Annotated in this window: 26 protein-coding genes; 20 read left to right on the plus strand and 6 right to left on the minus strand. The window is 69.1% G+C overall.

Features of this window, described 5'->3' with window-relative positions; genetic code table 11:
* Positions 1 to 294: 294 nt before the first annotated feature.
* The 18 genes from ACH4S7_RS17310 (at position 295) to ACH4S7_RS17395 (ending at position 17,019) form a co-directional block, all read left to right on the plus strand.
* A complete protein-coding gene (locus ACH4S7_RS17310; protein WP_398522035.1) occupies positions 295 to 1,464 on the plus strand; it encodes an LCP family protein in 1,170 nt (389 codons plus the stop codon).
* Between the two features lie 122 nt (positions 1,465 to 1,586).
* Complete coding sequence (gene rpmE / locus ACH4S7_RS17315) at positions 1,587 to 1,805, plus strand: 50S ribosomal protein L31 (RefSeq protein WP_398522036.1); 219 nt, start codon at positions 1,587 to 1,589, stop codon at positions 1,803 to 1,805.
* 294 nt (positions 1,806 to 2,099) lie between these two features.
* On the plus strand, positions 2,100 to 3,179 hold the full coding sequence (gene prfA / locus ACH4S7_RS17320; protein ID WP_398522037.1) for a peptide chain release factor 1: 1,080 nt from the start codon (positions 2,100 to 2,102) through the stop codon (positions 3,177 to 3,179).
* Between the two features lie 47 nt (positions 3,180 to 3,226).
* The gene (gene prmC, locus ACH4S7_RS17325) at positions 3,227 to 4,072 is read left to right on the plus strand and encodes a peptide chain release factor N(5)-glutamine methyltransferase (protein WP_398522038.1); all 846 of its coding nucleotides are present in this window, start codon (positions 3,227 to 3,229) and stop codon (positions 4,070 to 4,072) included.
* Positions 4,073 to 4,106: 34 nt separating this feature from the next.
* On the plus strand, positions 4,107 to 4,754 hold the full coding sequence (locus ACH4S7_RS17330; protein WP_398522039.1) for an L-threonylcarbamoyladenylate synthase: 648 nt from the start codon (positions 4,107 to 4,109) through the stop codon (positions 4,752 to 4,754).
* Positions 4,751 to 5,392, plus strand: a complete 642-nt coding sequence (locus tag ACH4S7_RS17335; RefSeq protein ID WP_398522040.1) for a protein-tyrosine-phosphatase — start codon at positions 4,751 to 4,753, stop codon at positions 5,390 to 5,392. The genes ACH4S7_RS17330 and ACH4S7_RS17335 overlap by 4 nt, the downstream gene beginning before the upstream one ends.
* A 163-nt stretch (positions 5,393 to 5,555) precedes the next feature.
* A complete protein-coding gene (gene glyA / locus ACH4S7_RS17340; RefSeq protein WP_398522041.1) occupies positions 5,556 to 6,833 on the plus strand; it encodes a serine hydroxymethyltransferase in 1,278 nt (425 codons plus the stop codon).
* 107 nt (positions 6,834 to 6,940) lie between these two features.
* On the plus strand, positions 6,941 to 8,332 hold the full coding sequence (locus ACH4S7_RS17345; protein WP_398522042.1) for an MraY family glycosyltransferase: 1,392 nt from the start codon (positions 6,941 to 6,943) through the stop codon (positions 8,330 to 8,332).
* A gap of 264 nt (positions 8,333 to 8,596) precedes the next feature.
* Complete coding sequence (locus ACH4S7_RS17350; RefSeq protein ID WP_398522043.1) at positions 8,597 to 9,034, plus strand: hypothetical protein; 438 nt, start codon at positions 8,597 to 8,599, stop codon at positions 9,032 to 9,034.
* A gap of 225 nt (positions 9,035 to 9,259) precedes the next feature.
* On the plus strand, positions 9,260 to 10,072 hold the full coding sequence (atpB, locus tag ACH4S7_RS17355) for a F0F1 ATP synthase subunit A (protein ID WP_398522044.1): 813 nt from the start codon (positions 9,260 to 9,262) through the stop codon (positions 10,070 to 10,072).
* 79 nt (positions 10,073 to 10,151) lie between these two features.
* Entirely contained in the window at positions 10,152 to 10,382 is a 231-nt protein-coding gene (gene atpE / locus ACH4S7_RS17360) for an ATP synthase F0 subunit C (RefSeq protein WP_137993321.1), read from the plus strand.
* Between the two features lie 29 nt (positions 10,383 to 10,411).
* Positions 10,412 to 10,981, plus strand: a complete 570-nt coding sequence (locus ACH4S7_RS17365; protein ID WP_398522045.1) for a F0F1 ATP synthase subunit B — start codon at positions 10,412 to 10,414, stop codon at positions 10,979 to 10,981.
* Positions 10,978 to 11,793 carry a F0F1 ATP synthase subunit delta gene (locus ACH4S7_RS17370; RefSeq protein WP_398522046.1) on the plus strand — a complete coding sequence of 272 codons (816 nt, stop codon included), beginning with the start codon at positions 10,978 to 10,980 and terminating at the stop codon, positions 11,791 to 11,793. The genes ACH4S7_RS17365 and ACH4S7_RS17370 overlap by 4 nt, the downstream gene beginning before the upstream one ends.
* 152 nt (positions 11,794 to 11,945) lie before the next feature.
* Positions 11,946 to 13,538, plus strand: a complete 1,593-nt coding sequence (gene atpA / locus ACH4S7_RS17375; RefSeq protein ID WP_398522047.1) for a F0F1 ATP synthase subunit alpha — start codon at positions 11,946 to 11,948, stop codon at positions 13,536 to 13,538.
* 20 nt (positions 13,539 to 13,558) lie between these two features.
* Positions 13,559 to 14,476, plus strand: a complete 918-nt coding sequence (locus tag ACH4S7_RS17380) for a F0F1 ATP synthase subunit gamma (RefSeq protein WP_398522048.1) — start codon at positions 13,559 to 13,561, stop codon at positions 14,474 to 14,476.
* On the plus strand, positions 14,477 to 15,928 hold the full coding sequence (gene atpD, locus ACH4S7_RS17385; RefSeq protein WP_398522049.1) for a F0F1 ATP synthase subunit beta: 1,452 nt from the start codon (positions 14,477 to 14,479) through the stop codon (positions 15,926 to 15,928).
* Positions 15,929 to 16,039: 111 nt separating this feature from the next.
* The gene (locus ACH4S7_RS17390) at positions 16,040 to 16,423 is read left to right on the plus strand and encodes a F0F1 ATP synthase subunit epsilon (protein WP_398522050.1); all 384 of its coding nucleotides are present in this window, start codon (positions 16,040 to 16,042) and stop codon (positions 16,421 to 16,423) included.
* A gap of 140 nt (positions 16,424 to 16,563) precedes the next feature.
* Complete coding sequence (locus ACH4S7_RS17395) at positions 16,564 to 17,019, plus strand: DUF2550 domain-containing protein (protein WP_398522051.1); 456 nt, start codon at positions 16,564 to 16,566, stop codon at positions 17,017 to 17,019.
* Between the two features lie 493 nt (positions 17,020 to 17,512).
* Here ACH4S7_RS17395 and ACH4S7_RS17400 read toward each other — a convergent pair whose 3' ends face one another.
* From ACH4S7_RS17400 to ACH4S7_RS17410, 3 genes are all read right to left on the minus strand, one after another.
* Positions 17,513 to 19,369: a glycosyl hydrolase family 18 protein gene (locus ACH4S7_RS17400; RefSeq protein ID WP_398522052.1), complete on the minus strand. Its 1,857-nt coding sequence runs from the start codon at positions 19,367 to 19,369 to the stop codon at positions 17,513 to 17,515.
* A gap of 156 nt (positions 19,370 to 19,525) precedes the next feature.
* On the minus strand, positions 19,526 to 20,221 hold the full coding sequence (locus ACH4S7_RS17405; RefSeq protein WP_398522053.1) for a response regulator: 696 nt from the start codon (positions 20,219 to 20,221) through the stop codon (positions 19,526 to 19,528).
* Entirely contained in the window at positions 20,218 to 21,438 is a 1,221-nt protein-coding gene (locus tag ACH4S7_RS17410; RefSeq protein ID WP_398522054.1) for a sensor histidine kinase, read from the minus strand. Before ACH4S7_RS17410 ends, ACH4S7_RS17405 begins: the two co-directional genes overlap by 4 nt.
* A gap of 151 nt (positions 21,439 to 21,589) precedes the next feature.
* Between ACH4S7_RS17410 and ACH4S7_RS17415 the strand changes: the two genes are divergently transcribed.
* Positions 21,590 to 22,165, plus strand: a complete 576-nt coding sequence (locus ACH4S7_RS17415; RefSeq protein ID WP_398522055.1) for a hypothetical protein — start codon at positions 21,590 to 21,592, stop codon at positions 22,163 to 22,165.
* A 54-nt stretch (positions 22,166 to 22,219) separates the two neighbouring features.
* Here ACH4S7_RS17415 and ACH4S7_RS17420 read toward each other — a convergent pair whose 3' ends face one another.
* From ACH4S7_RS17420 to ACH4S7_RS17430, 3 genes are all read right to left on the minus strand, one after another.
* Entirely contained in the window at positions 22,220 to 22,792 is a 573-nt protein-coding gene (locus ACH4S7_RS17420; protein ID WP_398522056.1) for a cob(I)yrinic acid a,c-diamide adenosyltransferase, read from the minus strand.
* A gap of 13 nt (positions 22,793 to 22,805) precedes the next feature.
* Positions 22,806 to 23,555, minus strand: coding sequence for an ABC transporter permease (locus ACH4S7_RS17425; RefSeq protein ID WP_398522057.1), 750 nt, complete (start codon positions 23,553 to 23,555; stop codon positions 22,806 to 22,808).
* A 218-nt stretch (positions 23,556 to 23,773) separates the two neighbouring features.
* A complete protein-coding gene (locus ACH4S7_RS17430) occupies positions 23,774 to 24,556 on the minus strand; it encodes an ABC transporter ATP-binding protein (protein WP_398522058.1) in 783 nt (260 codons plus the stop codon).
* An 80-nt stretch (positions 24,557 to 24,636) separates the two neighbouring features.
* Between ACH4S7_RS17430 and ACH4S7_RS17435 the strand changes: the two genes are divergently transcribed.
* On the plus strand, positions 24,637 to 25,278 hold the full coding sequence (locus tag ACH4S7_RS17435; RefSeq protein WP_398522059.1) for a TetR/AcrR family transcriptional regulator: 642 nt from the start codon (positions 24,637 to 24,639) through the stop codon (positions 25,276 to 25,278).
* Positions 25,279 to 25,326 lie beyond the last annotated feature (48 nt).

A 25,326-nucleotide genomic window follows, 5' to 3' on the forward strand; every position in this document is an offset into this window, starting at 1 on the left:
GCTTTATACGCGTTGGGCGGTGCGATATATGTCGCCGGAGCGGGTTGCCTTAAGGCGTAACCGCAGGGGTTTTGCCTGAATATGTCCAATCCGTTACGTGTCCGTCATGCGATCGGCGTGTCTCCTCGCCGACCTGCGACGGGTCCCTCTCATGAACTTCTCAGCCACCCGTGCAACCCTTTCTCCTCCCTCGTCGTCTCCCCGGTTGGCGGAGCAAAATTTGACAGGGCGGACATTCCGCGCCTGGTCGGTTCAGCAGGGGGTAGCCGCAGTCGGACGGGAGCCGAGGAGACCATGGGCGAGCAGAGCGGTGGCGGCGGTCGAATAGGTGGGCGGGGCGGGCGGCGGCGGAAGCCGGTGGGGAAGGGGCGACGGGCCGCGTCCCTCGCCGCGTGGGGTGCCGCGGCGCTCGTGCTCGTCGGGGGCGGTGGGGCCGGCTACGTCTACTTCAAGATCGACGGCAACCTGGACGGCGTCGACATCAACAGCCAGCTCCGCGGCGACCGGCCCCAGAACGTCGACAACGGCTCGATGGACATCCTGGTCCTCGGCTCTGACTCCCGTTCCGGCGCCAACGCCGAGTACGGCGGCGACGAGGAAGGTGCCCGCGCGGACACCGCGATGGTCGTGCACCTCTACGAGGGCCGGAAGTCGGCCAGTGTCGTCTCCATCCCGCGCGACACCTTGATCAGCCGCCCCGACTGCGTCGACGGCGACGGCCAGTCCGTCGCGGGCGGGACCCGGGTCATGTTCAACACCGCGTACGAGGTCGGTGGGCCGGCCTGCGCGGTGAAGACGGTCGAGAAGATGTCCGGCATCCGCATGGACCACTACATCGAGGTCGACTTCACCGGCTTCAAGAAGCTCATCGACGAGCTGGGCGGTGTCGAGATCACCACCAGCGAGGCGATCAAGGACCCCGACAGCCATCTCGACCTCGCCCCCGGTACCCACACCCTCGACGGAGAGCAGTCGCTCGGCCTGGTCCGTACCCGTAAGAGTGTCGGGGACGGCAGCGACCTCGGCCGGATCCAGCTCCAGCAGGCGTTTATGAAGGCGTTCATCAATCAGGTGAAGGACGTCGGTGTCCTCACCAACCCCAAGAAGCTCCTCGACATCGCCGACACCGCCACCAAGGCGATCACCCCCGACTCCGAGCTGGACTCGGTGACCGAGCTGATGGGCCTGGCCCGGGGGCTCAGCGGTCTCGGCCCGTCGGACGTCCACATGGTGACCATGCCGGTCGAGTACGACCCCGTGGACCCCAACAGGGTGATCCCGCTCCGGGGCGCCGCCCAACAGGTCTGGACCGCGCTCGGCCTGGACCGGCCCATCCCCGCCGCCGCGCTCAAGGACTCAGCGGGTGACAAGGGCGGTGTCGGCGGCGTCGTCAGCAGCGGTGGCACCGCGCCCGCGGACGGCGATGCGCCCAGGAGTGCGGCCCCCGGGGGCAACGGGGAATAGTTCCGGTACCACCCCCGTTTTGGGAGATACGGCCGGTCCTGGCAGACTGGTACGTCGGCCCCGGTTCACGTATGAGTAATCCGCCCGTGCGACCCGGAGCCCTCCCGAAACTAGGAGACACCTTGAAGCGCGACATCCACCCCGAGTACGTCGAGACGCAGGTCAGCTGCACCTGTGGCGCCTCGTTCACCACCCGTAGCACCATCGAGAGCGGTTCCATCCGCGCCGAGGTCTGCTCCGAGTGCCACCCGTTCTACACGGGCAAGCAGAAGATCCTCGACACCGGTGGCCGTGTGGCCCGCTTCGAGGCCCGCTTCGGCAAGGCCGCCGCCGCGAAGTAGCGAGCCAATTGCGCCGGTCCTCGGCCGCCCCACTGCACGGGTGGCCGGGACCGGTGTTTTTGTCGCGCCGGGGGTTTCCCAAGGTCACCCCCGGACCGGCAGCCACAGTGTCGTCAGGGGGCCGGACCCAAAGGCTCGTCCCCCCGCCCGGCAGCCACAGCGTCGGGCGCACACCCGGCCATCCCCGGACCCGGCCCGCAGCGTCTCCGGGGGCCCCGGGGGGACCACCCCCGGACCAGCGCGGCAGCGCGGCCCCGTCCCGCAGTAAATCTCGTACGAGACCAGGAGCCCCCGATGTTCGAGGCGGTCGAGGACCTGATCGGTGAACACGCCGATCTGGAGAAGAAGCTCGCCGACCCTTCCGTGCACGCCGATCAGGCGAACGCACGGAAGCTCAACAAGCGCTACGCCGAGCTGACCCCCATCGTCGGCACCTACCGCTCCTGGAAGCAGGCCGGCGAGGACATCGTCACCGCGCGCGAGCTGGCCGCCGACGACCCGGACTTCATCGCCGAGGCCAAGGAGCTGGAGAAGCAGCGCGACGAGCTGACCGAGAAGCTGCGGCTGCTGCTCGTACCGCGTGACCCCAGTGACGACAAGGACGTCATTCTGGAGGTCAAGGCCGGTGCCGGCGGCGACGAGTCCGCGCTCTTCGCCGGGGATCTGCTCCGGATGTATCTGCGCTACGCCGAGCGCGTCGGCTGGAAGACCGAGATCATCGACTCCACCGAGTCCGAGCTGGGCGGCTACAAGGACGTCCAGGTCGCCGTGAAGACCAAGGGCGGCCAGGGCGCCACCGAGCCCGGCCAGGGCGTCTGGGCGCGGCTGAAGTACGAGGGCGGGGTGCACCGCGTGCAGCGGGTGCCCGCCACTGAGTCCCAGGGCCGTATCCACACCTCCGCCGCCGGTGTCCTCGTGACCCCCGAGGCCGAGGAGATCGAAGTGGAGATCAACCCCAACGAGCTCCGCATCGACGTCTACCGCTCGTCGGGCCCCGGCGGCCAGTCCGTCAACACCACCGACTCCGCGGTGCGCATCACGCACCTGCCCACCGGTGTGGTCGCCTCCTGCCAGAACGAGAAGAGCCAGCTCCAGAACAAGGAGCAGGCCCTGCGTATCCTGCGCTCCAGGCTGCTCGCCGCGGCCCAGGAGGAGGCGGAGCGCAACGCGGCGGACGCGCGCCGCAGCCAGGTCCGCACCGTCGACCGCTCCGAGAAGATCCGCACGTACAACTTCCCCGAGAACCGCCTCTCGGACCATCGGGTCGGTTTCAAGGCGTACAACCTGGACCAGGTGCTCGACGGTGATCTCGACGCCGTCATCCAGGCGTGCGTGGACGCCGACTCCGCCGCCAAGCTCGCCGCCGCGCAGTAAGTACTGCGCGCGCGTCAGACTCTCCGTACGAACCGGGTGGAGGACCAGTGAATCTGCTGCTTGCCGAGGTGGCCCAGGCCACCCAGCGGCTGGCCGACGCCGGCGTGCCGTCACCGCGCTTCGACGCGGAGGAACTGGCCGCCTTCGTCCACGGTGTGAAGCGGGGCGAGCTGCACAACGTCAAGGACACGGACTTCGACGCCCGCTACTGGGAGGCCGTCGCCCGCCGCGAGGCGCGCGAGCCCCTTCAGCACATCACCGGCCGCGCCTTCTTCCGCTATCTGGAACTCCAGGTCGGCCCCGGCGTCTTCGTCCCCCGCCCGGAGACCGAATCGGTCGTCGGCTGGGCCATAGACGCCGTGCGCGCGATGGACGTCGTCGAACCGCTGATCGTCGATCTCTGTACGGGGTCGGGCGCCATCGCGCTCGCCATGGCGCAGGAGGTCCCGCGCTCCCGGGTGCACGCGGTGGAGCTCTCCGACGACGCGCTCGGCTGGGCCCGCAAGAACGCCGAGGGCTCCCGCGTCACCATCCACCAGGGCAACGCCCTCACCGCCCTCCCGGAGCTGGACGGCCAGGTCGACCTGGTCATCTCCAACCCGCCGTACATCCCGCTCACCGAGTGGGAGTACGTCGCGCCCGAGGCCCGTGACCACGATCCGGAGATGGCGTTGTTCTCCGGCGAGGACGGCCTCGACACCATCCGCGGCATCGAGCGCACGGCCCACCGACTGCTGCGGCCCGGTGGTCTCGTCGTCATCGAACACGCGGACACCCAGGGCGGCCAGGTGCCCTGGATCTTCAACGAGGAGTCCGGCTGGGCGGACGCGGCCGACCACCCCGATCTCAACAAGCGTCCCCGGTTCGCCTCCGCCCGCAAGGCGATGCCGTGACGATGACCCTGTACGCGTACGAGGAGGCTCACTGATGGCTCGGCGATACGACTGCAACGACGCCAGCGACCGTACGACCGGCCTGCGCGAGGCCGCGTCCGCCGTCCGTCGCGGTGAGCTCGTCGTGCTGCCCACCGACACCGTGTACGGGCTGGGCGCGGACGCGTTCAGCTCCGAGGCCGTCGCCGATCTGCTGGCCGCCAAGGGCCGTGGCCGCAATATGCCCACCCCTGTCCTCGTCGGCTCCCCGAACACCCTGCACGGTCTGGTCACCGACTTCTCCGAGCAGGCGTGGGAGCTGGTCGACGCCTTCTGGCCGGGCGCGCTCACCCTGGTCGCCCGGCACCAGCCGTCCCTCCAGTGGGACCTCGGCGACACCCGCGGCACCGTCGCCATCCGGATGCCGCTGCACCCCGTCGCGATCGAGCTGCTGACCCAGGTCGGCCCGATGGCCGTCTCGTCGGCCAATCTCACCGGCCACCCGGCGCCCGAGAACAGCGACGCCGCACAGGAGATGCTCGGCGACTCCGTCTCCGTCTACCTCGACGGCGGTCCCACGCCCGGCATCGTGCCGTCCTCGATCGTCGACGTCACCGGCAGTGTCCCCGTCCTGCTGCGCGCGGGCGCGCTCGACGCGGACGAGCTGCGCAAAGTCGTGCCCGACCTTGAGGTGGCCCCTTGATCGCCCCTGCCGAGGGGCGTGGCACCACCACGGAGCACACCTTCCGGATCCTCCACGTCAGCACCGGGAACGTTTGCCGCTCGCCGATCACCGAGCGGCTGACCCGGCATGCCCTCAGCGTCCGCCTCGGGGACCTGATGCCCAATGGCGTCATCGTGGAGAGCGCGGGCACCTGGGGCCACGAGGGCGCTCCGATGGAGGCCAACGCCGAGATCGTCCTCGCCGACTTCGGGGCGGACGCGACCGGGTTCGTCGGCCGTGAGCTGCTCGACGAGCATGTGATCCGCGCGGACCTCGTCCTCACCGCGACCCGTGACCACCGCGCCCAGGTGATCTCCATGGGCCACTCGGCGGGGCTGCGCACCTTCACCCTGAAGGAGTTCACCCGTCTCGTACGGGCGATAGATCCGGCCACTCTGCCCGACGCGCGGGACGAGGGCGTGGTCGAGCGGGCCCGCGCGCTGGTACGGGCCGCAGCGGCGCTGCGCGGCTGGCTGCTGGCGCCGAGTCCGGACGCGGACGAGGTGTACGACCCGTACGGGGCCCCGATCACGTTCTTCCGCTCGATCGGCGACGAGATCAACCAGGCGCTCGATCCGGTGGTCACCGCGCTGACCGGTATGCCGCCCCGCCCCTGACGACCCGGGCCCCTCGCCGCCAGGCACCCCCGTACGGGCGGCGCCGGCACACGGGCCGGATGGACGCACGAGGCACCACGGCGAGCCGATCCGGACGGCATGCGCGAGCCCCCCGACCTACATTGGAGGGGCAGCCACCTCACGCGAGGCCCCGGAGCCCACGATGCCCGTCAGGACCGCACCCGCACCCGCCCCCCTCGCCGCGCCGGCACCCTACGCGGACCTGGCCGCCCTGCGCCGGCAGGACCCGGAGATCGCCGAGGTCATCCTGGGGGAGGCGGCCCGTCAGAGCGACAGCCTCCAGCTCATCGCGGCGGAGAACTTCACCTCGCCCGCCGTCCTCGCCGCCCTCGGCTCCCCGCTGGCCAACAAGTACGCCGAGGGCTATCCCGGCGCCCGGCACCACGGCGGCTGCGAGCTGGTCGACACCGCCGAGCGGATCGCCGTGGAGCGGGCCACCGCGCTCTTCGGGGCCGCGCACGCCAATGTCCAGCCGCACTCCGGCTCCGCCGCCGTCCTCGCCGTCTACGCGGCCCTGCTGCGGCCCGGTGACACCGTGCTGGCCATGGGGCTCCCGTACGGCGGTCATCTCACCCACGGCTCCCCCTCGAACTTCTCCGGCCGCTGGTTCGACTTCGTCGGCTACGGCACCGACCCGGAGACGGGTCTGATCGACTACGAGCAGGTGCGCGCCCTCGCGCGGCGGCACCGTCCCCGGGCGATCGTCTGTGGCTCGATCTCATACCCCCGCCATCCCGACTACGCCCTCTTCCGGGAGATCGCCGACGACGTCGGGGCGTATCTGATCGTCGACGCGGCCCACCCGATGGGGCTGATCGCGGGCGGTGCGGCCCCCAGCCCGGTGCCGTACGCCGATGTGGTGTGCGCCACCACCCACAAGGTGCTGCGCGGGCCGCGCGGCGGGCTGATCCTGTGCGGCGCCGGCCTCGCCGAGCGGATCGACCGGGCGGTCTTCCCCTTCACCCAGGGCGGTGCCCAGATGCACACCGTCGCGGCCAAGGCGGTCGCCTTCGGCGAGGCGGCGACCCCGGCGTTCACGGCCTACGCCCACCGGGTCGTGGCCAATGCCCGGGTGCTCGCGGCCGGGCTGGCGGCCGAGGGCTTCGAGGTGCTCACCGGGGGCACCGACACCCATCTGATCAACGCCGACCCGACCCCGCTCGGCCTGGACGGCCGGACGGCGCGGGGCCGTCTCGCGGCGGCCGGGCTGGTTCTCGACACCTGCGCCCTGCCGGACGGCGCCGGGCGCGGCATCCGGCTCGGTACCGCCGCCGTCACCACCCAGGGCATGGGCGAGGTCGAGATGGCCCGGATCGCGGCCCTCTTCACCCTGGCGATCCGGGCGGCGGGAGAGCCGGCGCGGAGGGTACGTACGGAGGTCCATGATCTTGCCGGTAGATTTCCGCCTTATCAGGGGTAGCCGGAGCGGGCGCTCGACCACCGCCGGCGCCCGTACGTCCTCGACCATGTGGCGACCGCGACTAGTGTGTGGGGCTGAGATGGCCAGCGATTCCTGTGGGGCAGCCCGTGCGTGATTACCTGCTGACGCTCTGTGTCACGGCCGCGGTGACCTATCTGCTCACCGGTCCGGTGCGGAAGTTCGCCATCGCGACCGGGGCGATGCCGGAGATCCGTGCCCGCGACGTCCACCGAGAACCGACACCACGGCTCGGTGGCATCGCCATGTTCTTCGGGCTGTGCGCGGGTCTGCTGGTCGCCGACCACCTGCCGAACCTGAACGGCGTCTTCGAACTCTCCAACGAACCGCGCGCGCTGCTCTCCGGCGCCGCGGTGATCTGGATCATCGGCGTCCTGGACGACAAGTTCGAGATCGACGCCCTGATCAAGCTCGGCGGTCAGATGATCGCCGCCGGTGTGATGGTGATGCAGGGTCTGACGATCCTGTGGATTCCGGTGCCCGGCGTCGGCACCTATCTGCTGACCGACGCGCAGGGCACCCTGCTCACGGTCGCGCTCGTGGTGATCACCATCAACGCGGTCAACTTCGTGGACGGCCTGGACGGCCTGGCTGCGGGCATGGTCTGCATCGCCGCCGCCGCCTTCTTCCTCTACGCGTACCGGATCTGGTTCAGCTACGGGATCGAGGCCGCGGCCCCCGCGACGCTCTTCACCGCGATCTTGATGGGCATGTGCCTGGGATTCCTGCCGCACAACATGCACCCGGCGCGGATCTTCATGGGTGACTCGGGGTCGATGCTGATCGGTCTGGTGCTCGCGGCGGCGGCGATCTCGGTCACCGGCCAGGTGGACATGGACGCGCTGAAGATCTGGGAGGGCGGCGACCGGGAGGCCACCCATGCGGCCCTGCCGGTCTTCATCCCGCTGCTGCTGCCGCTCACGATCATCGCCATCCCGGTCGCCGACCTGGTGCTGGCGATCGTGCGCCGGACCTGGAACGGGCAGTCGCCGTTCGCCGCCGACCGGGGGCATCTGCACCACCGACTGCTGGAGATCGGGCACTCGCACAGCCGGGCGGTCCTGATCATGTACTTCTGGTCGGCGCTGATCGCCTTCGGCGTCGTCGGCTATTCGGTGCACTCGGCGTCGCTGTGGATCGTGATGGTGATCGTGGGGCTGAGCGCGGTCGGTCTGGTGCTGCTCCTGCTGCCGCGCTTCACCCCGCGGGCGCCCCGGTGGGCGGAGGCATTCGTGCCGCCGCGCTACCGGCGCAGGGCGACCCGTACGGGCTCCTCGGGGGCTCCCGCGCCGGACGCGGCCGAAGGGGCCGGTGCCGCGGTGGGCAGCGCTGAGCGCGATGGGGCTGACGGGGCTCACGGGGCGGAAGCGACGGGTGACCCGGGGGAGCGGACACCCGTTCCGGCCGGCGTCAACGGCGCCACCGCGATCGGCTCCCGTCCCCGCTCATCCGAGCAAGGAAAGGCCGGAACACGTGGGTGACATTCCCCTCACCATCGCCCATTAGCAGACGAAACCCCGGCAGATCCATGCACACACGCGCGCGTTAACCCTCATGTGTGACAGTGGGCACAGCGCCGGGTAAAGTCCTCTTCAAATAGTTTGTGATACGGTTCACGAGAACCGGCGACAGAGCCGAAAGACCGTAGTGCGACGGTCTGTTGGCCACCGAGGACCCAACTCGGATCCGGATTACGCTCGTCCATGACGACACCACTGCCCCCACCAGCAAGCGGAGCTGCCGCCATGCCGTCTACCGACGCACGCACCCTTATCCATACCGCCGTACCCACCGCCATCGCGGGCGTTATCGCCATCGCGATCGCCGCGGGGGTCGCCGGTGGCAAGGGGGCGATCGGAGCGGCGGTGGGCACTCTGGTGGTGATCCTCTTCATGGGGTTGGGGCTGGTCGTACTCCAGCGGACCGCCAAATCACTGCCGCACTTGTTCCAGGCCATGGGGCTGATGCTCTACACGGCCCAGCTACTGCTGCTCTTCATCTTCATGGCGGCGTTCAAGGACACCACGCTCTTCCACTCGAAAGCCATGGCTTTCACCCTGCTCGCCACGACCCTCGTCTGGGTCGCCGCGCAGGCCCGTGCCTATATGACGGCGAAGATCCTCTACGTGGATCCCGACGGTGCGAAGAGCGAGAAGCCCCAGAACGCGGGGTCGCCGTCGTGAAAGGTAGGGGCGGGATAAATGGCCGTTCGGGTTCCTGCTATCGTCCGGTGCCAACTGCGACTCTGCGGGCGCGGGCATCTGAGCTGACGCCTGCTAATCCGCGAGGCTCTCTGCCCGCCTCCCGCCCCCACATCCGAAACACCAGTCCAGTGCCGAACCGCGGCTGCGCGCCGCGCCGACACAACGAGGTTGCCGTACCTATGCGCCACGCTGAAGGAGCCCGCGGTGAGTGCTGATTCCCAGATGCTCGCCTTTGAGGCGGACTGTCAACTCTTCACCGGGTGTGGATTCAATGCCCCTGGGCTCCACACCTTCATGTACGAGCCCATCTTCACCGTGGGTGGCTTCGAGTTCGACAAGCCCATGTTGCTCGCCTTCCTGGGAACCATCATCGTCGTCGGGTTCTTCTGGATGGCTTTCAGCAAGCCGAAGGTGGTCCCGGGCAAGCTCCAGATGGTCGGCGAGGCCGGTTACGACTTCGTCCGCCGCGGTGTGGTTTACGAGATCATCGGTAAGAAGGACGGCGAGAAGTACGTCCCGCTGATGGTGTCGCTCTTCTTCTTCATCTGGATTATGAATCTGTGGTCGATCATTCCGGTCGCCCAGTTCCCGGTGACCTCCCTGATCGCCTATCCGGCAGGTCTCGCCCTCCTCGTGTACGTCTTGTGGGTCTCGCTGACCTTCAAGAAGCACGGATTCATCGGTGGCTGGAAGAACATCACCGGCTACAACAAGGACCTCGGGCCGATTCTTCCCCTGGTCGTTGTGCTGGAGTTCTTCTCGAACCTGGTCATCCGGCCCTTCACCCACGCGGTCCGGCTTTTCGCGAACATGTTCGCTGGCCACCTGCTCATCGTGATGTTCACCGTGGCCACCTGGTACCTGATGAACGGCATCGGCGTCTTCTACGCCGGTACCTCGTTCATCCTGGTGATGGTGATGATCGTGTTCGAGCTGTTCATCCAGGCCGTCCAGGCGTACGTCTTCGTCCTCCTGGCTTCCAGCTACATCCAGGGCGCGCTCGCCGAGCACCACTGAGCCACTCCCGAACCACCTCCACCCAGACCGTCCGGTGGCCAACCCCCACCGGGTCCTTGAAAGAGAAGGAATAACCGGCATGTCCGCTCTCCAGACCCTTGCCGCCGTCGAAGGAAACGTCGCCTCCATCGGCTACGGTCTCGCCGCCATCGGCCCCGGCGTCGGCGTCGGCATCATCTTCGGTAACGGCACCCAGGCCCTCGCCCGTCAGCCCGAGGCTGCCGGCCTGATCCGCACCAACCAGATCATGGGTTTCGCCTTCTGTGAGGCGCTCGCCCTCATCGGCATCGTCATGGGCTTCGTCTACTAAGACGCGGACCGGACAGCCCAACTCTTTTCATGGAAGGCACTGATGTGATCGCTCAGTTCACTCTTGCGGCGGCGGAGGAGCAGCCTCCTCTCATCCCGCATCCCGACGAGCTCATCATCGGCCTGATCGCGTTCGCCATCGTCTTCTTCTTCCTCGCCAAGAAGCTCCTCCCGAACATCAACAAGGTTCTGGAAGAGCGTCGGGAGGCCATCGAGGGCGGCATCGAGAAGGCTGACGCGGCGAAGATCGAGGCCGAGAGCGTACTTGAGCAGTACAAGGCCCAGCTCGCCGAGGCCCGCCACGAAGCCGCTCGACTGCGCCAGGAGGCGTCCGAGCAGGGCACCGCGATCATCCAGGAGATGAAGGCGGAAGGCCAGCGGCAGCGTGAGGAGATCATCGCGGCAGGCCACGCCCAGATCGCGGCCGACCGCAAGGCGGCCTCCGCCGCGCTCCGGCAGGACATCGGCAAGCTGGCGACCGATCTGGCCGGCAAGCTCGTCGGTGAGTCCCTTGAGGACCACGCCCGCCAGAGCCGCACCATCGATCGCTTCCTCGATGACCTCGAGGGCAGCGCTTCGAAGGCCGAGGCAACCCGATGAACGGTGCCAGCCGCGAGGCACTGGCTGCCACGCGCGAGTCGCTCGACGCACTGACGGACCGCGCGTCCGTCGATGCGGCGAAGCTCGCCGAGGAGCTGGCCGCCGTCACCGCGCTGCTCGACCGCGAGGTCTCGCTGCGGCGGGTCTTGACCGACCCGGCGCAGGCAGGCGAGGCCAAGGCCGAGCTGGCCGGGCGTCTGCTCGCCGGCCAGGTGGGCGGCGACACCGTCGACCTGGTCTCCGGAATGGTCCGCTCCCGCTGGTCGCGCTCGCGTGACCTGGTGGACGGTCTTGAGGAGCTGGCGGCCACCGCCGACCTCACGGCCGCCCAGCGGGCGGGCGACCTGGACGACGTCGAGGACGAGCTCTTCCGGTTCGGCCGGATCGTGGAGTCCAACACGGACCTGCGCGCCGCGCTGACCGACAAGGGCGCCACGGTCGCCGCCAAGGGCGAGCTGCTCCGCAGCCTGCTCGGCGGTAGGGCCAATCCGGTCACGGAGCGTCTGGTCGTCCGTCTTGTGACCGCGCCCCGGGGACGTAGCCTGGAACAGGGACTCGACTCCCTGTCCAAGCTCGCCGCGGCGCGTCGGGACCGGATGGTGGCCGTCGTCACGTCGGCGGTCCCCCTCACCGACCAGCAGAAGCAGCGCCTCGGCGCGGTGCTGGCCAAGGTGTACGGGCGCCAGATGCATCTGAACCTGGATGTGGACCCCGAGGTCCTCGGCGGGATCTCAGTGCGGGTCGGCGATGAGCTCATCGACGGCAGCGTCGCCAACCGTCTCGACGAGGCGACCCGTCGTATGGCCGGCTGATCAGCCGCTGTAACTGAACACAGACATACGAGCAGTACCAGCATGACCAGCGGCCCGGTTGGGCCGTGCAGAGATTGCAGAAGATTCCTGGGGGTCGGCCCCCAGACCCCCTTAAGAAACTTCGGGCCCAACAAGGAGAGCAGGGAACCCAGATGGCGGAGCTCACGATCCGGCCGGAGGAGATCCGGGACGCGCTGGAGAACTTTGTCCAGTCGTACAAGCCGGACGCGGCCTCGCGCGAGGAGGTCGGTACGGTCAGCGTGGCCGGCGACGGTATCGCCAAGGTCGAGGGTCTGCCCTCGGCCATGGCGAACGAGCTGCTGAAGTTCGAGGACGGAACCCTCGGCCTCGCCCTCAACCTTGAGGAGCGGGAAATTGGTTCCATCGTCCTCGGTGAGTTCAGCGGCATCGAGGAGGGTCAGTCGGTCACGCGTACCGGCGAGGTCCTGTCCGTCGCCGTTGGCGAGGGCTACCTCGGTCGCGTCGTCGACCCGCTCGGCAACGCGATCGACGGCCTCGGCGAGATCGAGACCGAGGGTCGCCGCGCCCTCGAACTTCAGGCCCCGGGCGTCATGGTCCGCAAGTCGGTGCACGAGCCGATGCAGACCGGCTACAAGGCCGTCGACGCCATGGTGCCGATCGGCCGTGGTCAGCGTCAGCTGATCATCGGCGACCGTCAGACCGGCAAGACCGCGCTGGCCGTCGACACGATCATCAACCAGCGCGACAACTGGCGCTCGGGCGATGTGAACAAGCAGGTGCGCTGCATCTACGTCGCCATCGGCCAGAAGGGCTCCACCATCGCGTCCGTACGCGGTGCGCTGGAGGAGGCCGGTGCCCTGGAGTACACGACCATCGTCGCCGCCCCGGCGTCCGACCCGGCCGGCTTCAAGTACCTGGCGCCGTACACCGGCTCGGCCATCGGCCAGCACTGGATGTACCAGGGCAAGCACGTCCTGATCATCTTCGATGACCTGTCGAAGCAGGCCGACGCCTACCGCGCCGTGTCGCTGCTGCTGCGCCGCCCGCCGGGGCGCGAGGCGTACCCCGGCGACGTCTTCTACCTGCACTCGCGTCTGCTGGAGCGCTGCGCCAAGCTCTCCGACGACATGGGCGCCGGTTCGATGACGGGTCTGCCGATCGTCGAGACCAAGGCCAACGACGTCTCGGCGTTCATCCCGACCAACGTCATCTCCATCACCGACGGCCAGTGCTTCCTGGAGTCCGACCTGTTCAACGCGGGCCAGCGCCCGGCGCTGAACGTCGGTATCTCGGTCTCCCGCGTCGGTGGCTCCGCCCAGCACAAGGCCATGAAGCAGGTCTCCGGCCGACTGCGCGTGGACCTCGCCCAGTTCCGTGAGCTGGAGGCGTTCGCCGCCTTCGGTTCCGACCTGGACGCCGCGTCGAAGGCGCAGATGGAGCGCGGCAAGCGGATGGTGGAACTGCTCAAGCAGGGCCAGTACCAGCCGATGCCCGTCGAGGAGCAGGTCGTCTCCGTCTGGGCCGGTACCACCGGCAAGATGGACGACGTCCCGGTCAACGACATCCGCCGCTTCGAGTCCGAGCTGCTGGAGCACCTGCGCCGTGAGCGCAAGGAGCTGCTGACCGGTATCGCCGACGGCGGGAAGATGTCGGACGACACCCTTCAGGCTGTCGGCGACGCGATCGCCGCCTTCAAGCGTCAGTTCGAGACCTCGGACGGCAAGCTTCTGGGCGAAGACGCTCCGGTCAGCACGAGCAAGTGACGACGGAAGGGACCTGACTCATGGGAGCCCAGCTCCGGGTCTACAAGCGTCGCATCAAATCCGTCACCGCGACCAAGAAGATCACCAAGGCGATGGAGATGATCGCCGCCTCGCGCATCGTCAAGGCGCAGCGTCAGGTGGCGGCCTCCACTCCGTACGCGACCGAACTCACCCGCGCGGTGAGTGCGGTCGCCACCGGGTCGAACACGAAGCACCCCCTCACCACCGAGGTGGACGCTCCGGTCCGCGCCGCGGTCCTGCTCATCACGAGCGACCGCGGTCTGGCCGGTGGCTATTCCGCGAACGCCATCAAGGCCGCGGACCTGCTGACCGAGCGTCTTCGGAGTGAGGGCAAAGAGGTCGAGAGCTACATCGTCGGCCGCAAGGGTGTCTCGTACTACGGCTTCCGTGAGCGCAAGGTCACGGAGTCGTGGACCGGCTTCACCGACAACCCGACCTACGCGGACGCCAAGAAGGTCGCGGACCCGCTGATCGCGGCGGTCCAGAAGGACACGGCGGACGGCGGTGTGGACGAGCTCCACATCGTGTTCACCGAGTTCGTGTCCATGCTGACGCAGACGCCGGTGGCGAACCGGCTGCTGCCTCTGAGCCTGGACAAGGCCGCCGAGGACAGTGGGACCAAGGGCGAGATCCTGCCCCTGTTCGACTTCGAGCCGTCGGCGGAGGACGTCCTCGACGCCCTGCTGCCGCGCTATGTCGAGAGCCGGATCTACAACGCGCTGCTCCAGGCGGCTGCTTCCAAGCACGCCGCCACCCGCCGCGCGATGAAGTCGGCGACCGACAACGCCGGAGAGCTGATCAAGAGCCTCTCCCGGCTTGCCAACGCGGCCCGCCAGGCCGAAATCACCCAGGAAATCAGCGAGATCGTCGGTGGAGCCAGTGCCCTGGCCGACGCGACCGCGGGGAGTGACAAGTAAGTGACGACAACAACCGTAAACGCGGTGGCGGCCGTTGCCACGGGCCGCGTCGCCCGGGTTATCGGCCCGGTCGTCGACGTGGAGTTCCCCGTCGACGCGATGCCGGAGATCTACAACGCGCTGACCGTCGAGGTGGCCGACCCGGCCGAGGACGGCAAGATCAAGACCCTGACGCTTGAGGTTGCCCAGCACCTCGGCGAGGGCGTGATCCGTGCCATCTCGATGCAGCCCACCGACGGTCTGGTCCGCCAGGCCCCGGTGACCGACTCGGGTAAGGGCATCACCGTCCCGGTCGGCGACTTCACCAAGGGCAAGGTGTTCAACACCCTCGGTGAGGTGCTGAACGTCCCCGAGGCGAACAACGAGGTCACCGAGCGGTGGCCCATCCACCGCAAGGCCCCCAGCTTCGACCAGCTTGAGTCGAAGACGGAGATGTTCGAGACGGGCATCAAGGTCATCGACCTGCTCACCCCGTACGTCAAGGGTGGAAAGATCGGTCTGTTCGGTGGTGCCGGTGTCGGCAAGACCGTGCTGATCCAGGAAATGATCTACCGCGTGGCCAACAACCACGACGGTGTGTCGGTGTTCGCGGGCGTCGGTGAGCGTACCCGTGAGGGCAACGACCTCATCGACGAGATGAGCGAGTCGGGCGTCATCGACAAGACGGCGCTCGTCTTCGGCCAGATGGACGAGCCCCCGGGCACCCGTCTGCGGGTCGCCCTGGCCGGTCTGACCATGGCGGAGTACTTCCGCGATGTGCAGAAGCAGGACGTGCTCTTCTTCATCGACAACATCTTCCGTTATACCCAGGCCGGTTCCGAGGTGTCCACCCTGCTCGGCCGTATGCCGTCCGCGGTGGGTTACCAGCCGAACCTGGCTGACGAGATGGGTCTGCTGCAGGAGCGCATCACCTCGACGCGTGGCCACTCGATCACCTCGATGCAGGCGATCTACGTCCCCGCGGACGACCTGACCGACCCGGCCCCGGCCACCACCTTCGCCCACCTCGACGCGACGACGGTGCTTTCCCGTCCGATCTCCGAGAAGGGCATCTACCCGGCCGTGGACCCGCTGGACTCCACGTCCCGGATCCTGGACCCGCGCTACATCACGCAGGAGCACTACGACGCCGCCACGCGCGTCAAGGGAATCCTGCAGAAGTACAAGGACCTCCAGGACATCATCGCGATCCTCGGTATCGACGAGCTGGGCGAGGAGGACAAGATCGCTGTCCACCGTGCCCGTCGCGTCGAGCGCTTCCTGTCCCAGAACACCCACGTCGCCAAGCAGTTCACCGGCGTGGACGGCTCGGACGTGCCGCTCGACGAGTCGATCACCGCGTTCAACGCGATCTGTGACGGGGACTACGACCACTTCCCCGAGCAGGCGTTCTTCATGTGCGGTGGCATCGAGGACCTGAAGGCCAACGCCAAGGAGCTGGGCGTCTCCTGAGTCGCCCGACTCCGAAGGAGGGGCGGGTCCGTCCCGCCCCTCCCTCAGCGCCCACTAGAATTGACCCCAACACCCGGCACGCTCGCCGGGTGGTGACCCGAGGAGCCCCCCTTGGCTGCTGAGCTGCATGTCGAGCTGGTCGCCGCGGACCGGCAGGTCTGGTCCGGTGAGGCCACCCTGGTCGTCGCGCGCACCACGTCCGGCGACATCGGCATCATGCCCGGTCACCAGCCGCTGCTCGGTGTGCTGGAGTCGGGCCCGGTGACCATCCGTACCAGCTCCCCCGAGGGAGCCGGGACGGTCGTCGTCGCCGTGCACGGCGGATTCATCTCCTTCGCCGACAACAAGCTGTCGCTGCTGGCGGAGATCGCCGAGCTGGCGGACGAGATCGATGCCCAGCGCGCCGAGCGTGCGCTGGAGCGCGCCAAGTCGGATTCGGACGCCGCCGCCGAGCGTCGCGCCGATGTCCGTCTGCGCGCGGTGGCGGTGCGCTGAGCGCCCCGCCGACAGTTGTCGCCCTCAGCCGCGGCCCGGTCCGGAGTCTCTTCGGACCGTGTCGCGGCTGAGGCAATGCGGGTGTATATGGAATTGCGTGTGGCTACGGAGACGAGCACGATGCGAGGAGGTCGGTGGAGATGTTCCTCGCTGTGCTGGTGAGCGTCCTGTCCGTCGTCGCTGTGGTGGGAATCGCGCTGTTCGTCTTCGGGCTGCGCCGACGCCTCATCCAGCGCTCCGGTGGCACTTTCGACTGCTCCCTCCGCTGGAACGTGCCCGAGGAACCCGACGAGACGCCCGCGGGCAAGGGCTGGGTCTACGGCGTCGCCCGCTACAGCGGTGACCGGATCATGTGGTTCCGGGTCTTCTCGTACGCTCCCCGGCCGCGCCGGGTCCTGGAGCGCTCGGCGATCGAGGTCGTCGGCCGGCGCACCCCCGAGGGTGAGGAGGAGCTGGCGCTGCTCTCCGACGCGGTGGTGCTCGGCTGTCTGCACCGGGGCGTCCGCCTGGAGCTCGCGATGAGCGAGGACGCGCTGACCGGCTTCCTCGCCTGGCTGGAGGCGGCTCCGCCCGGCCAGCGAGTGAACGTGGCCTAGGTCTTTCTCCCCGGCTGGTTGCACCGGCTGGTTGCACCGGCTGGTTGCACCGGCTGGTTGCACCGGCCGGAGCTCTCCGCCGGATGGTTCACCCCGGCTCTCCGACACAGCGCTCTCCGACCGGGTCGGACGAGTGGGCGCGGTCTCCCCGCGGTGTCGTGTCGCGGGCCCCGCAGCGGCCGGAACCGGGGCTCCTGCCCGTACGTGGATACGCCGCCGTACGGTCTGCCGCTCGTGGTCGGCCGGATGGTGTCCGGGCACCGCGGCGATATCGCGCTGACACGTGGTGCGGTTGGTTCTGCCCCGCCCCCCGCACGCTGCCCGGGCGCATGGTTCTCCGGTCGTCCGATGTCCGGGAAGAGCTGGCGCGCCGGGTGCGGGAGTGTGCGGGAGCGCGGGGCCGGCGGGGGCACGCGAAGGGGGCCGGGGAGAGTGATCTCCCCGGCCCCCCTTTCGTACGGGTGGCTATCCGAGCCCGTTGTCGTACGAGTGGCTAGCCGAGGCCGTTGTGGACCGCGTTGGCCAGCTCACCATTGCTGGTGTCGCCGCTGAACTCCCAGTAGAAGGCTCCACCCAGGTTCTGGGCGTTGGCCCAGCCCATCTTGGACTGGATGGTGGCCGGGGTGTCGTAGCTCCACCAGTTGTTGCCGCACTTGGCGTACGCGGTGCCGGCGATGGTGCCGGTGGCCGGGCAGGTGTTCTTCAGGACCTTGTAGTCCTCGTTGCCCGGCTCATAGGTGCCGGCCGCGGGGCCGGTCGCCGTTCCGCCCGGGGTGGCCTGGGTGACCCCGGTCCAGCCTCGGCCGTAGAAGCCCACACCGAGCAGCAGTTTCTTCGCCGGGACGCCCTTCGCCCGGAACTTGGCGATCGCGTCGGCCGAGTTGAAGCTCTGGTTCGGGATGCCCGCGTACGACGTCAGCGGGGAGTGCGGGGCCGTCGGGCCCTGCGCCGCCCAGGCGCCGAAGAAGTCGTAGGTCATCACGTTGTACCAGTCGATGTACTGCGCCGCGCCGGCGTAGTCAGCGGCGTCGATCTTGCCGCCGGGGGAGGCGTCCGCGGTCACCGCGGCGGTGACCAGGTAGTTGGCACCGAACCTGGCGCGCATGGCCTGCATCATGTTCTTCATGCTGGCCGGGCCGCTGGTGTCACAGGTCAGACCGCAGGCGTTGGGGTACTCCCAGTCCAGGTCGATGCCGTCGAAGACATCGGCCCAGCGCGGGTCCTCCACCAGCTTGTGGCAGGAGTCGGCGAAGGCGGCGGGGTTGGCGACCGCGGCACCGAAGCCGCCGGACCAGGTCCAGCCGCCGAAGGAGAAGAGGATCTTGATGTGCGGGAACTTCGCCTTCAGCTTGCGGAGCTGGTTGAAGTTGCCTCGCAGCGGCTGGTCCCAGGTGTCGGCGACGCCGTCGACGGACTGGTCGGCGGTGTACGCCTTCTCGTAGTCGGCGTAGGAGTCACCGATGGTGCACTTGCCACCCTGGACGTTGCCGAAGGCGTAGTTGATGTGGGTGATCTTCGCCGCCGTGCCGGAGGTGACCAGGTTCTTCACGTGGTAGTTGCGCCCGTAGACGCCCCACTGGGTGAAGTAGCCCATCTTGACCTTGCCGCCGGGGCCGGGGCCCGTGTCTCCGGTGGTGCGCACCGCGCGGGGGGCGCTGACGGCGCCGACCTGGTCGGTGATGTCGCGGGCCTGGACCGTGTAGCTGTAGTCGGTGCCCGCGGTCAGCCCGGTGTTGGTGTAGGTGAGGCCGGTGACCGTGGCGATCACGGCGCCGTCGCGCAGGACGTCGTAGTTCTTGACGCCGTTGTCGTCGGTGGCGGCGGTCCAGCCGAGCGTCACCGAGTTGTCGGTGATGTTGCTCGCTACCGGGGTGCCGGGAGCCGAGGGCGGGTTGTTGCCGGGGATGGTGCCGCCGTCACAGGAACCGCCGTTGAGCTTACAGTTGGACGGGGCGCCGGTGCCGGTGCCGTTGAAGCCGAAGGTCACGGTCGCGCCGGGGGCGAGCGCGGGGGCCCAGGACTTGTTCTTGGCGGTCCAGCGGTTGGCGACGTTGGTGACGTCAGCGTCCCAGGCGGAGGTGACCCGCGTGCCGGTGGGAAAGTCCCACTCGACGGTCCAGGCCGAGATCGTGGTGGTGCCGGTGTTCTTCACCGTCCACTTGCCCTCGAAACCATTGCCCCAGTCGGAGCCCTTGGTGTAGGTCGCGGTCGCCGATGTGGCCGCCGCCGCGGGGGTGGCGAGGCCGACCATGGCGGCCAGCGGGACGACGAGCGCGGTCAGCGCCGCGACGATTTTCGAGCGGGTGCTGAGTCGTTTTCTGAAGCCGTGTGGTGGGGGTTGAGTGCTCACGGGGTACTCCTTGTGGAGGTCCGGACAGTGGGGTGGGACCGTGCACTGCGCACCCTGCGTGGCTCACCGCAGCGTGTGTCCCGGTGAGAGTAGGAAGGTCTGGACCAATCGTCAATAGGTCTGGACCACAGGCGGCGAGCGGATTTCGCGCTCCGGTCAGATCCCCAACTCCTGCGCCAACACCGCCGCTTGCACTCGACTGCGCAGGTCGAGCTTGCCCAACAGCCTGCTCACATGTGTCTTCACGGTGGCTTCCGCCATCTGTAGCCGAACCGCGATCTCGGCGTTCGACATCCCCTCGCCCAGACAGCACAGCACCTCCCGCTCGCGCCGCGTCAGGGCATCGAGGATCGCGGGATCGGGTGCGTCGGGATCGCGTACGGGGTGCGGAGCGGCGAACTCCGCGATCAGTCGGCGGGTCACCGCCGGGGCGATCAGCCCCTCGCCGCGCGCCACCGTGCGCACCGCCTCCAGTAGGTCCCGGGCCTCGGTGTTCTTGAGCAGGAAGCCGGCGGCGCCCGCCCGCAGCGCCCCGAAGATGTACTCGTCCAGGTCGAAGGTGGTCAGGACCAGCACATCGGCGCACCCCTCGGAGACGATCCTCCGGGTCGCCGACACCCCGTCGAGGCGGGGCATCTGAATGTCCATCAGCACCAGGTCGGGGCGGAGTTCGCGGGCCAGCCGGACCGCTTCCTCGCCGTCCGCCGCCTCGCCGATGACCTCGATGTCCGGCGCGCTGCGCAGAATGAGTACCAACCCGGCCCGGACCGCGCTCTGGTCCTCCGCCACCAGGACGCGCACCGCCCGCCCGGGGGCCCGGGTGCCGTGTCCGGAGGGTGCTTCCCGTGTCATGTCGCCGGCTCCTTGTCGTCCCGTACCGGAAGAACCGCCCGTACGCGCCAGATGGTGGCCGGTCCGCCGCCGCCGCCGTCGGCGGCGGGCGCCGGCACGGGTCCCGCGTCGATCTCGCCGTCGAGGAGGGCCACCCGCTCACGCATCCCGACCAGACCGGCCCCGGAGCCGGGCGCGCGGGGCCCCCGGCGGCCGCCGAGGGAGCTGGTGACGGTGACGGTGAGGTCCTGGCCGGTGTGGTGGGTGAGCATGATGTGCGCCGGCCCGGGCGCGGCGTGCTTGAGCGCGTTGGTCAGGGACTCCTGCACGATCCGGTAGGCGGCCAGCTCCACCGGCGCGGGCAGGACGATCCCGTCCTCGCGCCGGTCGTCCAGGGTGAAGGTGAGCCCGCTGCCCGCGCCGTTCGTCCGGGCCTGTTCGATCAGCGCGTCCAGACCGGCGAGCGTGGGCGCGGCGGCCGGTGCCCGGTCGCCGCCCTGGTCCCGTAGCAGCCCGATCAAACGTCGCATCTCGGCCAGCCCGTCGACGCTGTTCTCCCGGATCACGCCGAGCGCCTGCCGGGTGGTCGCCGGATCGTCCAGGGAGAGCGCGGCGGTCGAGTGGATCGCGATGGCCGAGAGATGGTTGGCGACCACATCGTGCAGCTCACGGGCCATTCGGCCGCGTTCCGCCGTCACCGCCTGGACCCGGTCCATCTCGGCGAGCAGCGCGGTCTGCTCGGCCCGCAGCCGGGCGGCGTCGGCGGCGTCGCGGTGGTTGCGGATGACCGCGCCGGTGGTGGCGGGGGCGAGGGTGATCGCGCCGATGAGCACCCCGATGAGGAGTCCGAAGGGGTCCTGGAAGACGGTCAGCAGGATGATGGTGCAGGCGACCGTGAAGAGCCCGGAGAAGACCGGGACGCGCCGGGCCACCCGATCGGATCCGTACACCACCGCCGCATACACGACATCGGTATAGACCATCACAGTGATCAGGCTGCCGACCGTGAACTGGTCGGCGATCAGCGCGACCGTGCCGACCAGCAGGACGGTGACCGGCCGGGTGCGCCGGAACAGCTCCGCGAAGCAGATCACCGTGAGCGGCACCAGGGCCGCCCAGTCGGGCAGCTCGCTTCTCTCCCCCTGGGTGTGGAGCCCCAGCGACCACAGCAGCACTCCGCCGAGCAGCGCGCCGACGGCGAGGACCGCGTCGTGGCGGTGGGGTCGAGGAAAGGTCACCTTCCCCATGTAACACGGCCGGACCGCCCTCCGGCCTCCCCGTCCAGGCTGAGCTGCGAGTACATCGAAGGATGCAGTCCCATGTCGTCACCGCTGACGATGATCGACGGCGACCGGGGGGAGAGGCTGGAGGCGGAGAAAGGAGACGGCTGTGATCGTCACACTGGTCATCGTCTGTGAAGTTGGTTTCTGGGTGCTGCTGGCGGCGGGCCTCTCGGTCCGCTACCTCCTGCGGAAGCCACGGCTCGGCATGGCCCTGCTGCTGTGTGAACCGCTGCTGGAGGTCGTCCTGCTGCTCGCCACGGCGATCGATCTGAAGAACGGCGCCGAGCCGAGCTGGACGCACGGCCTGGCCGCGCTCTACATCGGCTACACGGTCGGACACGGCCACCGCACCGTCACCTGGCTGGACGGCCATGCGGCGCACCGCTTCGACGGCGCCCCGCTGCCGCGCCGGCCGAAGTACGGCCGGGGCCGCGCCATCCACGAGGGCAAGGTCTGGCTCGGCACCCTGGTCGGCGGCGCCGTGGCGACGGGCCTGCTCCAGCTCGCGATCTGGTACGTGGACGACCCGAGCCGGGCCGGTGCGCTGGAGAACTCCATGACGCTGGCGTGGAAGGCGGTCGCGATCCATGGAGCGATCGCGCTGACCTACGCGATCTGGCCGAAGAAGGACCCGGGTGCGGAGGCGGCCGGGCGGACGCCGGTCAAGGTGGGGCGCCGATAGCCCGTGCCCGTACGCCCGGCGCGACGGACCGGGCCCAGGGCGTGTCCCAGCGGCTCAGCGCTCCCCGCCGGGTACCCAGAGGACGTCCCCGACCTCCTTGTTCGCGACGCGGGCGACGATGAACAGGAGATCCGACAGTCGGTTGAGGTAGGTGGCGGTGAGCGGGTTCATCGACTCGCCGTGGACCTCAAGCGCCGCCCAGGTCGAGCGCTCCGCCCGCCGTACGACCGTGCATGCCTGGTGCAGCAGGGCCGCCCCGGGGGTCCCGCCGGGGAGGATGAAGCTCCGCAGCTTCTCCACCTCGGCCAGGAAGCGGTCGCAGTCCGCCTCCAGTCGGTCGATGTAGAACTGCTCCACCCGCAGCGGCGGGTAGGCGGGCTCCGCCACCACCGGGGTGGAGAGGTCGGCGCCCACGTCGAAGAGGTCGTTCTGGACCCGGACGAGGACCTGGACGACGTCGTCCGGAAGCTGCCCCAGCGCGATGGCGGTGCCGAGCACGGCGTTGGCCTCGTTGGAGTCGGCGTAGGCGGCGATCCGCAGATCGGTCTTGGCGGTGCGGCTCATATCGCCGAGCGCCGTGGTGCCCTGGTCGCCGGTACGGGTGTAGATGCGCGTCAGATTGACCATGACTCCAGAGTAGTTATGCCCCGGCCCGCTGGAAGACCCGTGTGCCCACCGTCACGGCGAGCACCGCGAGGCCGACCGCGACCAGTCCGCCCCGGAGCATGGCGCCGGTCGCGTACTCCCCGACGTACGCGTCCCGGATCGCGTCCACCAGATGGCGGAAGGGCAGCGCCCGGGAGAGCGAATCCAGCCAGCCCGGCCCCAGCGTCATCGGCAGCATCAGCCCGGAGAGCAGCATCGACGGCATCACCAGGGCGTTGATCGTCGGCCCGAACCCCTGCGGGGTGCTGACCCACAGCGCCAGCGCGTACGAGAGCGAGGCGAGCGACAGGGCCAGCAGCGCGACGAAGGCGAAGCCGATGAGGATGCCGCCGAGCGGTGCGCGCACTCCCATCACCAGCGCGGCGATGACCAGCAGCACCGACTGGAAGACGATGAGCGCGGTGTCCCGCAGCACCCGGCCGAGCAGCAGGGCGAGCCGGCTGACCGGGGTCACCCGCATCCGTTCGACCACTCCGTGGTTCTTCTCGACGATGACGGCGAAGCCGGCGAACGACGCGCCGAACAGGGCGAGCTGGAGCAGCAGCCCCGGCACCAGGACCTGCCAGGAGTCACCGCGTGACGAGAGGGGCAGTTCGGTGAGGAGCGGTCCGAAGAAGAGCAGGTGGAGCAGGGGCGTCAGGGTGCCGAAGACGAGATGGAACGGGGAGCGGAGGAGCTGCCGGGCGTATCGCCCGAACATCAGCGCGGTGTCGGACAGCGGCATGGGAGGACTCCTGGACTTCGGGGCGGGTCGGCTTCGGGCCTCTACAGGGCCTCGGGATTTCGGGCCTTCGGGCCATGGGAGCTTCGGGACCTTGGGGCTTTGGGCCTTCGAGCCACCGGAACTTCGGGGCTTTGCGACTTTGGGCCATCGGGCCACCGGAGCTTCGGGGCTTTGGGCCTTCGTACGGTCGGTCGCGGTCGCCGCCGCGTGGACACTCCCTAGAGCGCCACGGGTGCGGTGTCGACCGGCGCCGGGCCGCGACCGGTGATCGCCAGATAGGCGTCCTGGAGGGACGCGCCGGGCGATCCGGCGTGCTCCCGCTTCAGCGCGTCCGGGGTGCCGTCGGCGACGACCACACCCCCGTCGATGATCACCAGCCGGTCGGCGAGCGCGTCCGCCTCGTCCAGGTGGTGGGTGGTCATCAGGACGGTGGTGCCGTGGTCGGCGCGGAGCCGGCGCACCAGCTCCCAGAGGTCGGCGCGGCTTGCGGGGTCGAGCCCGGTGGTGGGCTCGTCCAGGAAGAGCACATCGGGCCGGTGCGTCAGCGCCATCGCGATGTCCAGCCGGCGCCGCTGGCCGCCCGACAGGGTGCCCGTCCTCCGGTCCAGCAGGTCCTCGAAGCCGAGCTCGCGCGCCAGTTCCAGGGCACGGTCGGTGGCCCGCGCCCTGGAGAGCCGGTAGAGCCGTCCCTGGGTGATGAGTTCCTCCCGGACGCCGATATGCGGATCGAGCCCCCCGGACTGGGCGACCAGACCCGCCCGCCGCCGTACCCCGGCCGGATCGCGCACCAGATCGTGTCCGGCGACCGTGGCCGCTCCGGCGGTCGGCGACAGCAGGGTGGTGAGCATCCGCAGGGTGGTGGTCTTTCCCGCGCCGTTCGGGCCGAGGAGGCAGACGACGTCCCCGGCGCGGACGGTGAGGTCGATGCCGCGCACCGCCGCCACGGGTCCGTTCTTCGTACGGAAGGTCCGGGCGAGCCCGGCCGTGCTGATGATTGCCATGACTCCAGAAAAACAGAGCCACTGAAATTTTGCAACGACTCCAAAATTTCAGTGGGGCCAGGAAAAGTTACGATGACGGCATGGCCGAGGGACTCCGAGCGCGCAAGAAACGCCTGACCAGGCAGTACATCTCCGATGTGGCCACCGGCCTGTTCCTGGAGCGGGGTTTCGACGCGGTGACGATCGCCGAAGTCGCCGATGCCGCCGAGGTGTCGGTCAACACCGTCTACAACTACTTCGCGACGAAGGAAGACCTCTTCCTCGACCGTGGCGACGACATCGTGGAGCGGCTCTCGCGCTGGGTGCGCGGCCGGGACCCAGGCGAGTCGGCCGCCACCGCCGTCCTGCGCGAGCTGCGCGCCGAGATCGAGGCGGTCTCACCCCAGGTCGGACTGTTCACCGGGTACGAGCGGTTCATGCTCGTCGTCCAGAGCGCGGCCACCCTCCGCGCCGGCCTCCGGCACATCCAGCAGGAGACGCTGGAGAGCCTGGAGCGGACCCTGCGCGAAGAGACCGGCGCCGCGCCCGGTGACACCCTGCCCACCCTGATGGCAGGTCAGATCAACTGGATCCATCAGACCGTCATGGCCGTCGTCAGCCGCGAGATGATCGCCGGCCGGGGCCCCGAAGAGGTCTCCCGGGAGGCCCTCGCCCTCCTCGACGAGGTGACGGAGTTGCTCGGCGAACGGGTCCTCAACTACGCCGTCCGCGACCCCCGCTGAGTGGCACCGGTGTGATGTCCGTCAGGTGAGACGTGACGCGCATCTCAC

This window comes from Streptomyces sp. NPDC020965, assembly GCF_044333555.1.
Taxonomy (GTDB): Bacteria; Actinomycetota; Actinomycetes; order Streptomycetales; family Streptomycetaceae; genus Streptomyces.

Coding starts and splice junctions, on each gene's coding strand:
- ACH4S7_RS17310 (WP_398522035.1), top strand. CDS start 295: ATGGGCGAGCAGAGCGGTGGCGGCGGTCGAATAGGTGGGCGGGGCGGG.
- prfA (WP_398522037.1), top strand. CDS start 2,100: ATGTTCGAGGCGGTCGAGGACCTGATCGGTGAACACGCCGATCTGGAG.
- ACH4S7_RS17330 (WP_398522039.1), top strand. CDS start 4,107: ATGGCTCGGCGATACGACTGCAACGACGCCAGCGACCGTACGACCGGC.
- glyA (WP_398522041.1), top strand. CDS start 5,556: ATGCCCGTCAGGACCGCACCCGCACCCGCCCCCCTCGCCGCGCCGGCA.
- ACH4S7_RS17350 (WP_398522043.1), top strand. CDS start 8,597: ATGCCGTCTACCGACGCACGCACCCTTATCCATACCGCCGTACCCACC.
- atpE (WP_137993321.1), top strand. CDS start 10,152: ATGTCCGCTCTCCAGACCCTTGCCGCCGTCGAAGGAAACGTCGCCTCC.
- ACH4S7_RS17365 (WP_398522045.1), top strand. CDS start 10,412: ATGGAAGGCACTGATGTGATCGCTCAGTTCACTCTTGCGGCGGCGGAG.
- ACH4S7_RS17370 (WP_398522046.1), top strand. CDS start 10,978: ATGAACGGTGCCAGCCGCGAGGCACTGGCTGCCACGCGCGAGTCGCTC.
- atpA (WP_398522047.1), top strand. CDS start 11,946: ATGGCGGAGCTCACGATCCGGCCGGAGGAGATCCGGGACGCGCTGGAG.
- ACH4S7_RS17380 (WP_398522048.1), top strand. CDS start 13,559: ATGGGAGCCCAGCTCCGGGTCTACAAGCGTCGCATCAAATCCGTCACC.
- ACH4S7_RS17395 (WP_398522051.1), top strand. CDS start 16,564: ATGTTCCTCGCTGTGCTGGTGAGCGTCCTGTCCGTCGTCGCTGTGGTG.
- ACH4S7_RS17405 (WP_398522053.1), bottom strand. CDS start 20,221: ATGACACGGGAAGCACCCTCCGGACACGGCACCCGGGCCCCCGGGCGG.
- ACH4S7_RS17420 (WP_398522056.1), bottom strand. CDS start 22,792: ATGGTCAATCTGACGCGCATCTACACCCGTACCGGCGACCAGGGCACC.
- ACH4S7_RS17425 (WP_398522057.1), bottom strand. CDS start 23,555: ATGCCGCTGTCCGACACCGCGCTGATGTTCGGGCGATACGCCCGGCAG.
- ACH4S7_RS17430 (WP_398522058.1), bottom strand. CDS start 24,556: ATGGCAATCATCAGCACGGCCGGGCTCGCCCGGACCTTCCGTACGAAG.
- ACH4S7_RS17435 (WP_398522059.1), top strand. CDS start 24,637: ATGGCCGAGGGACTCCGAGCGCGCAAGAAACGCCTGACCAGGCAGTAC.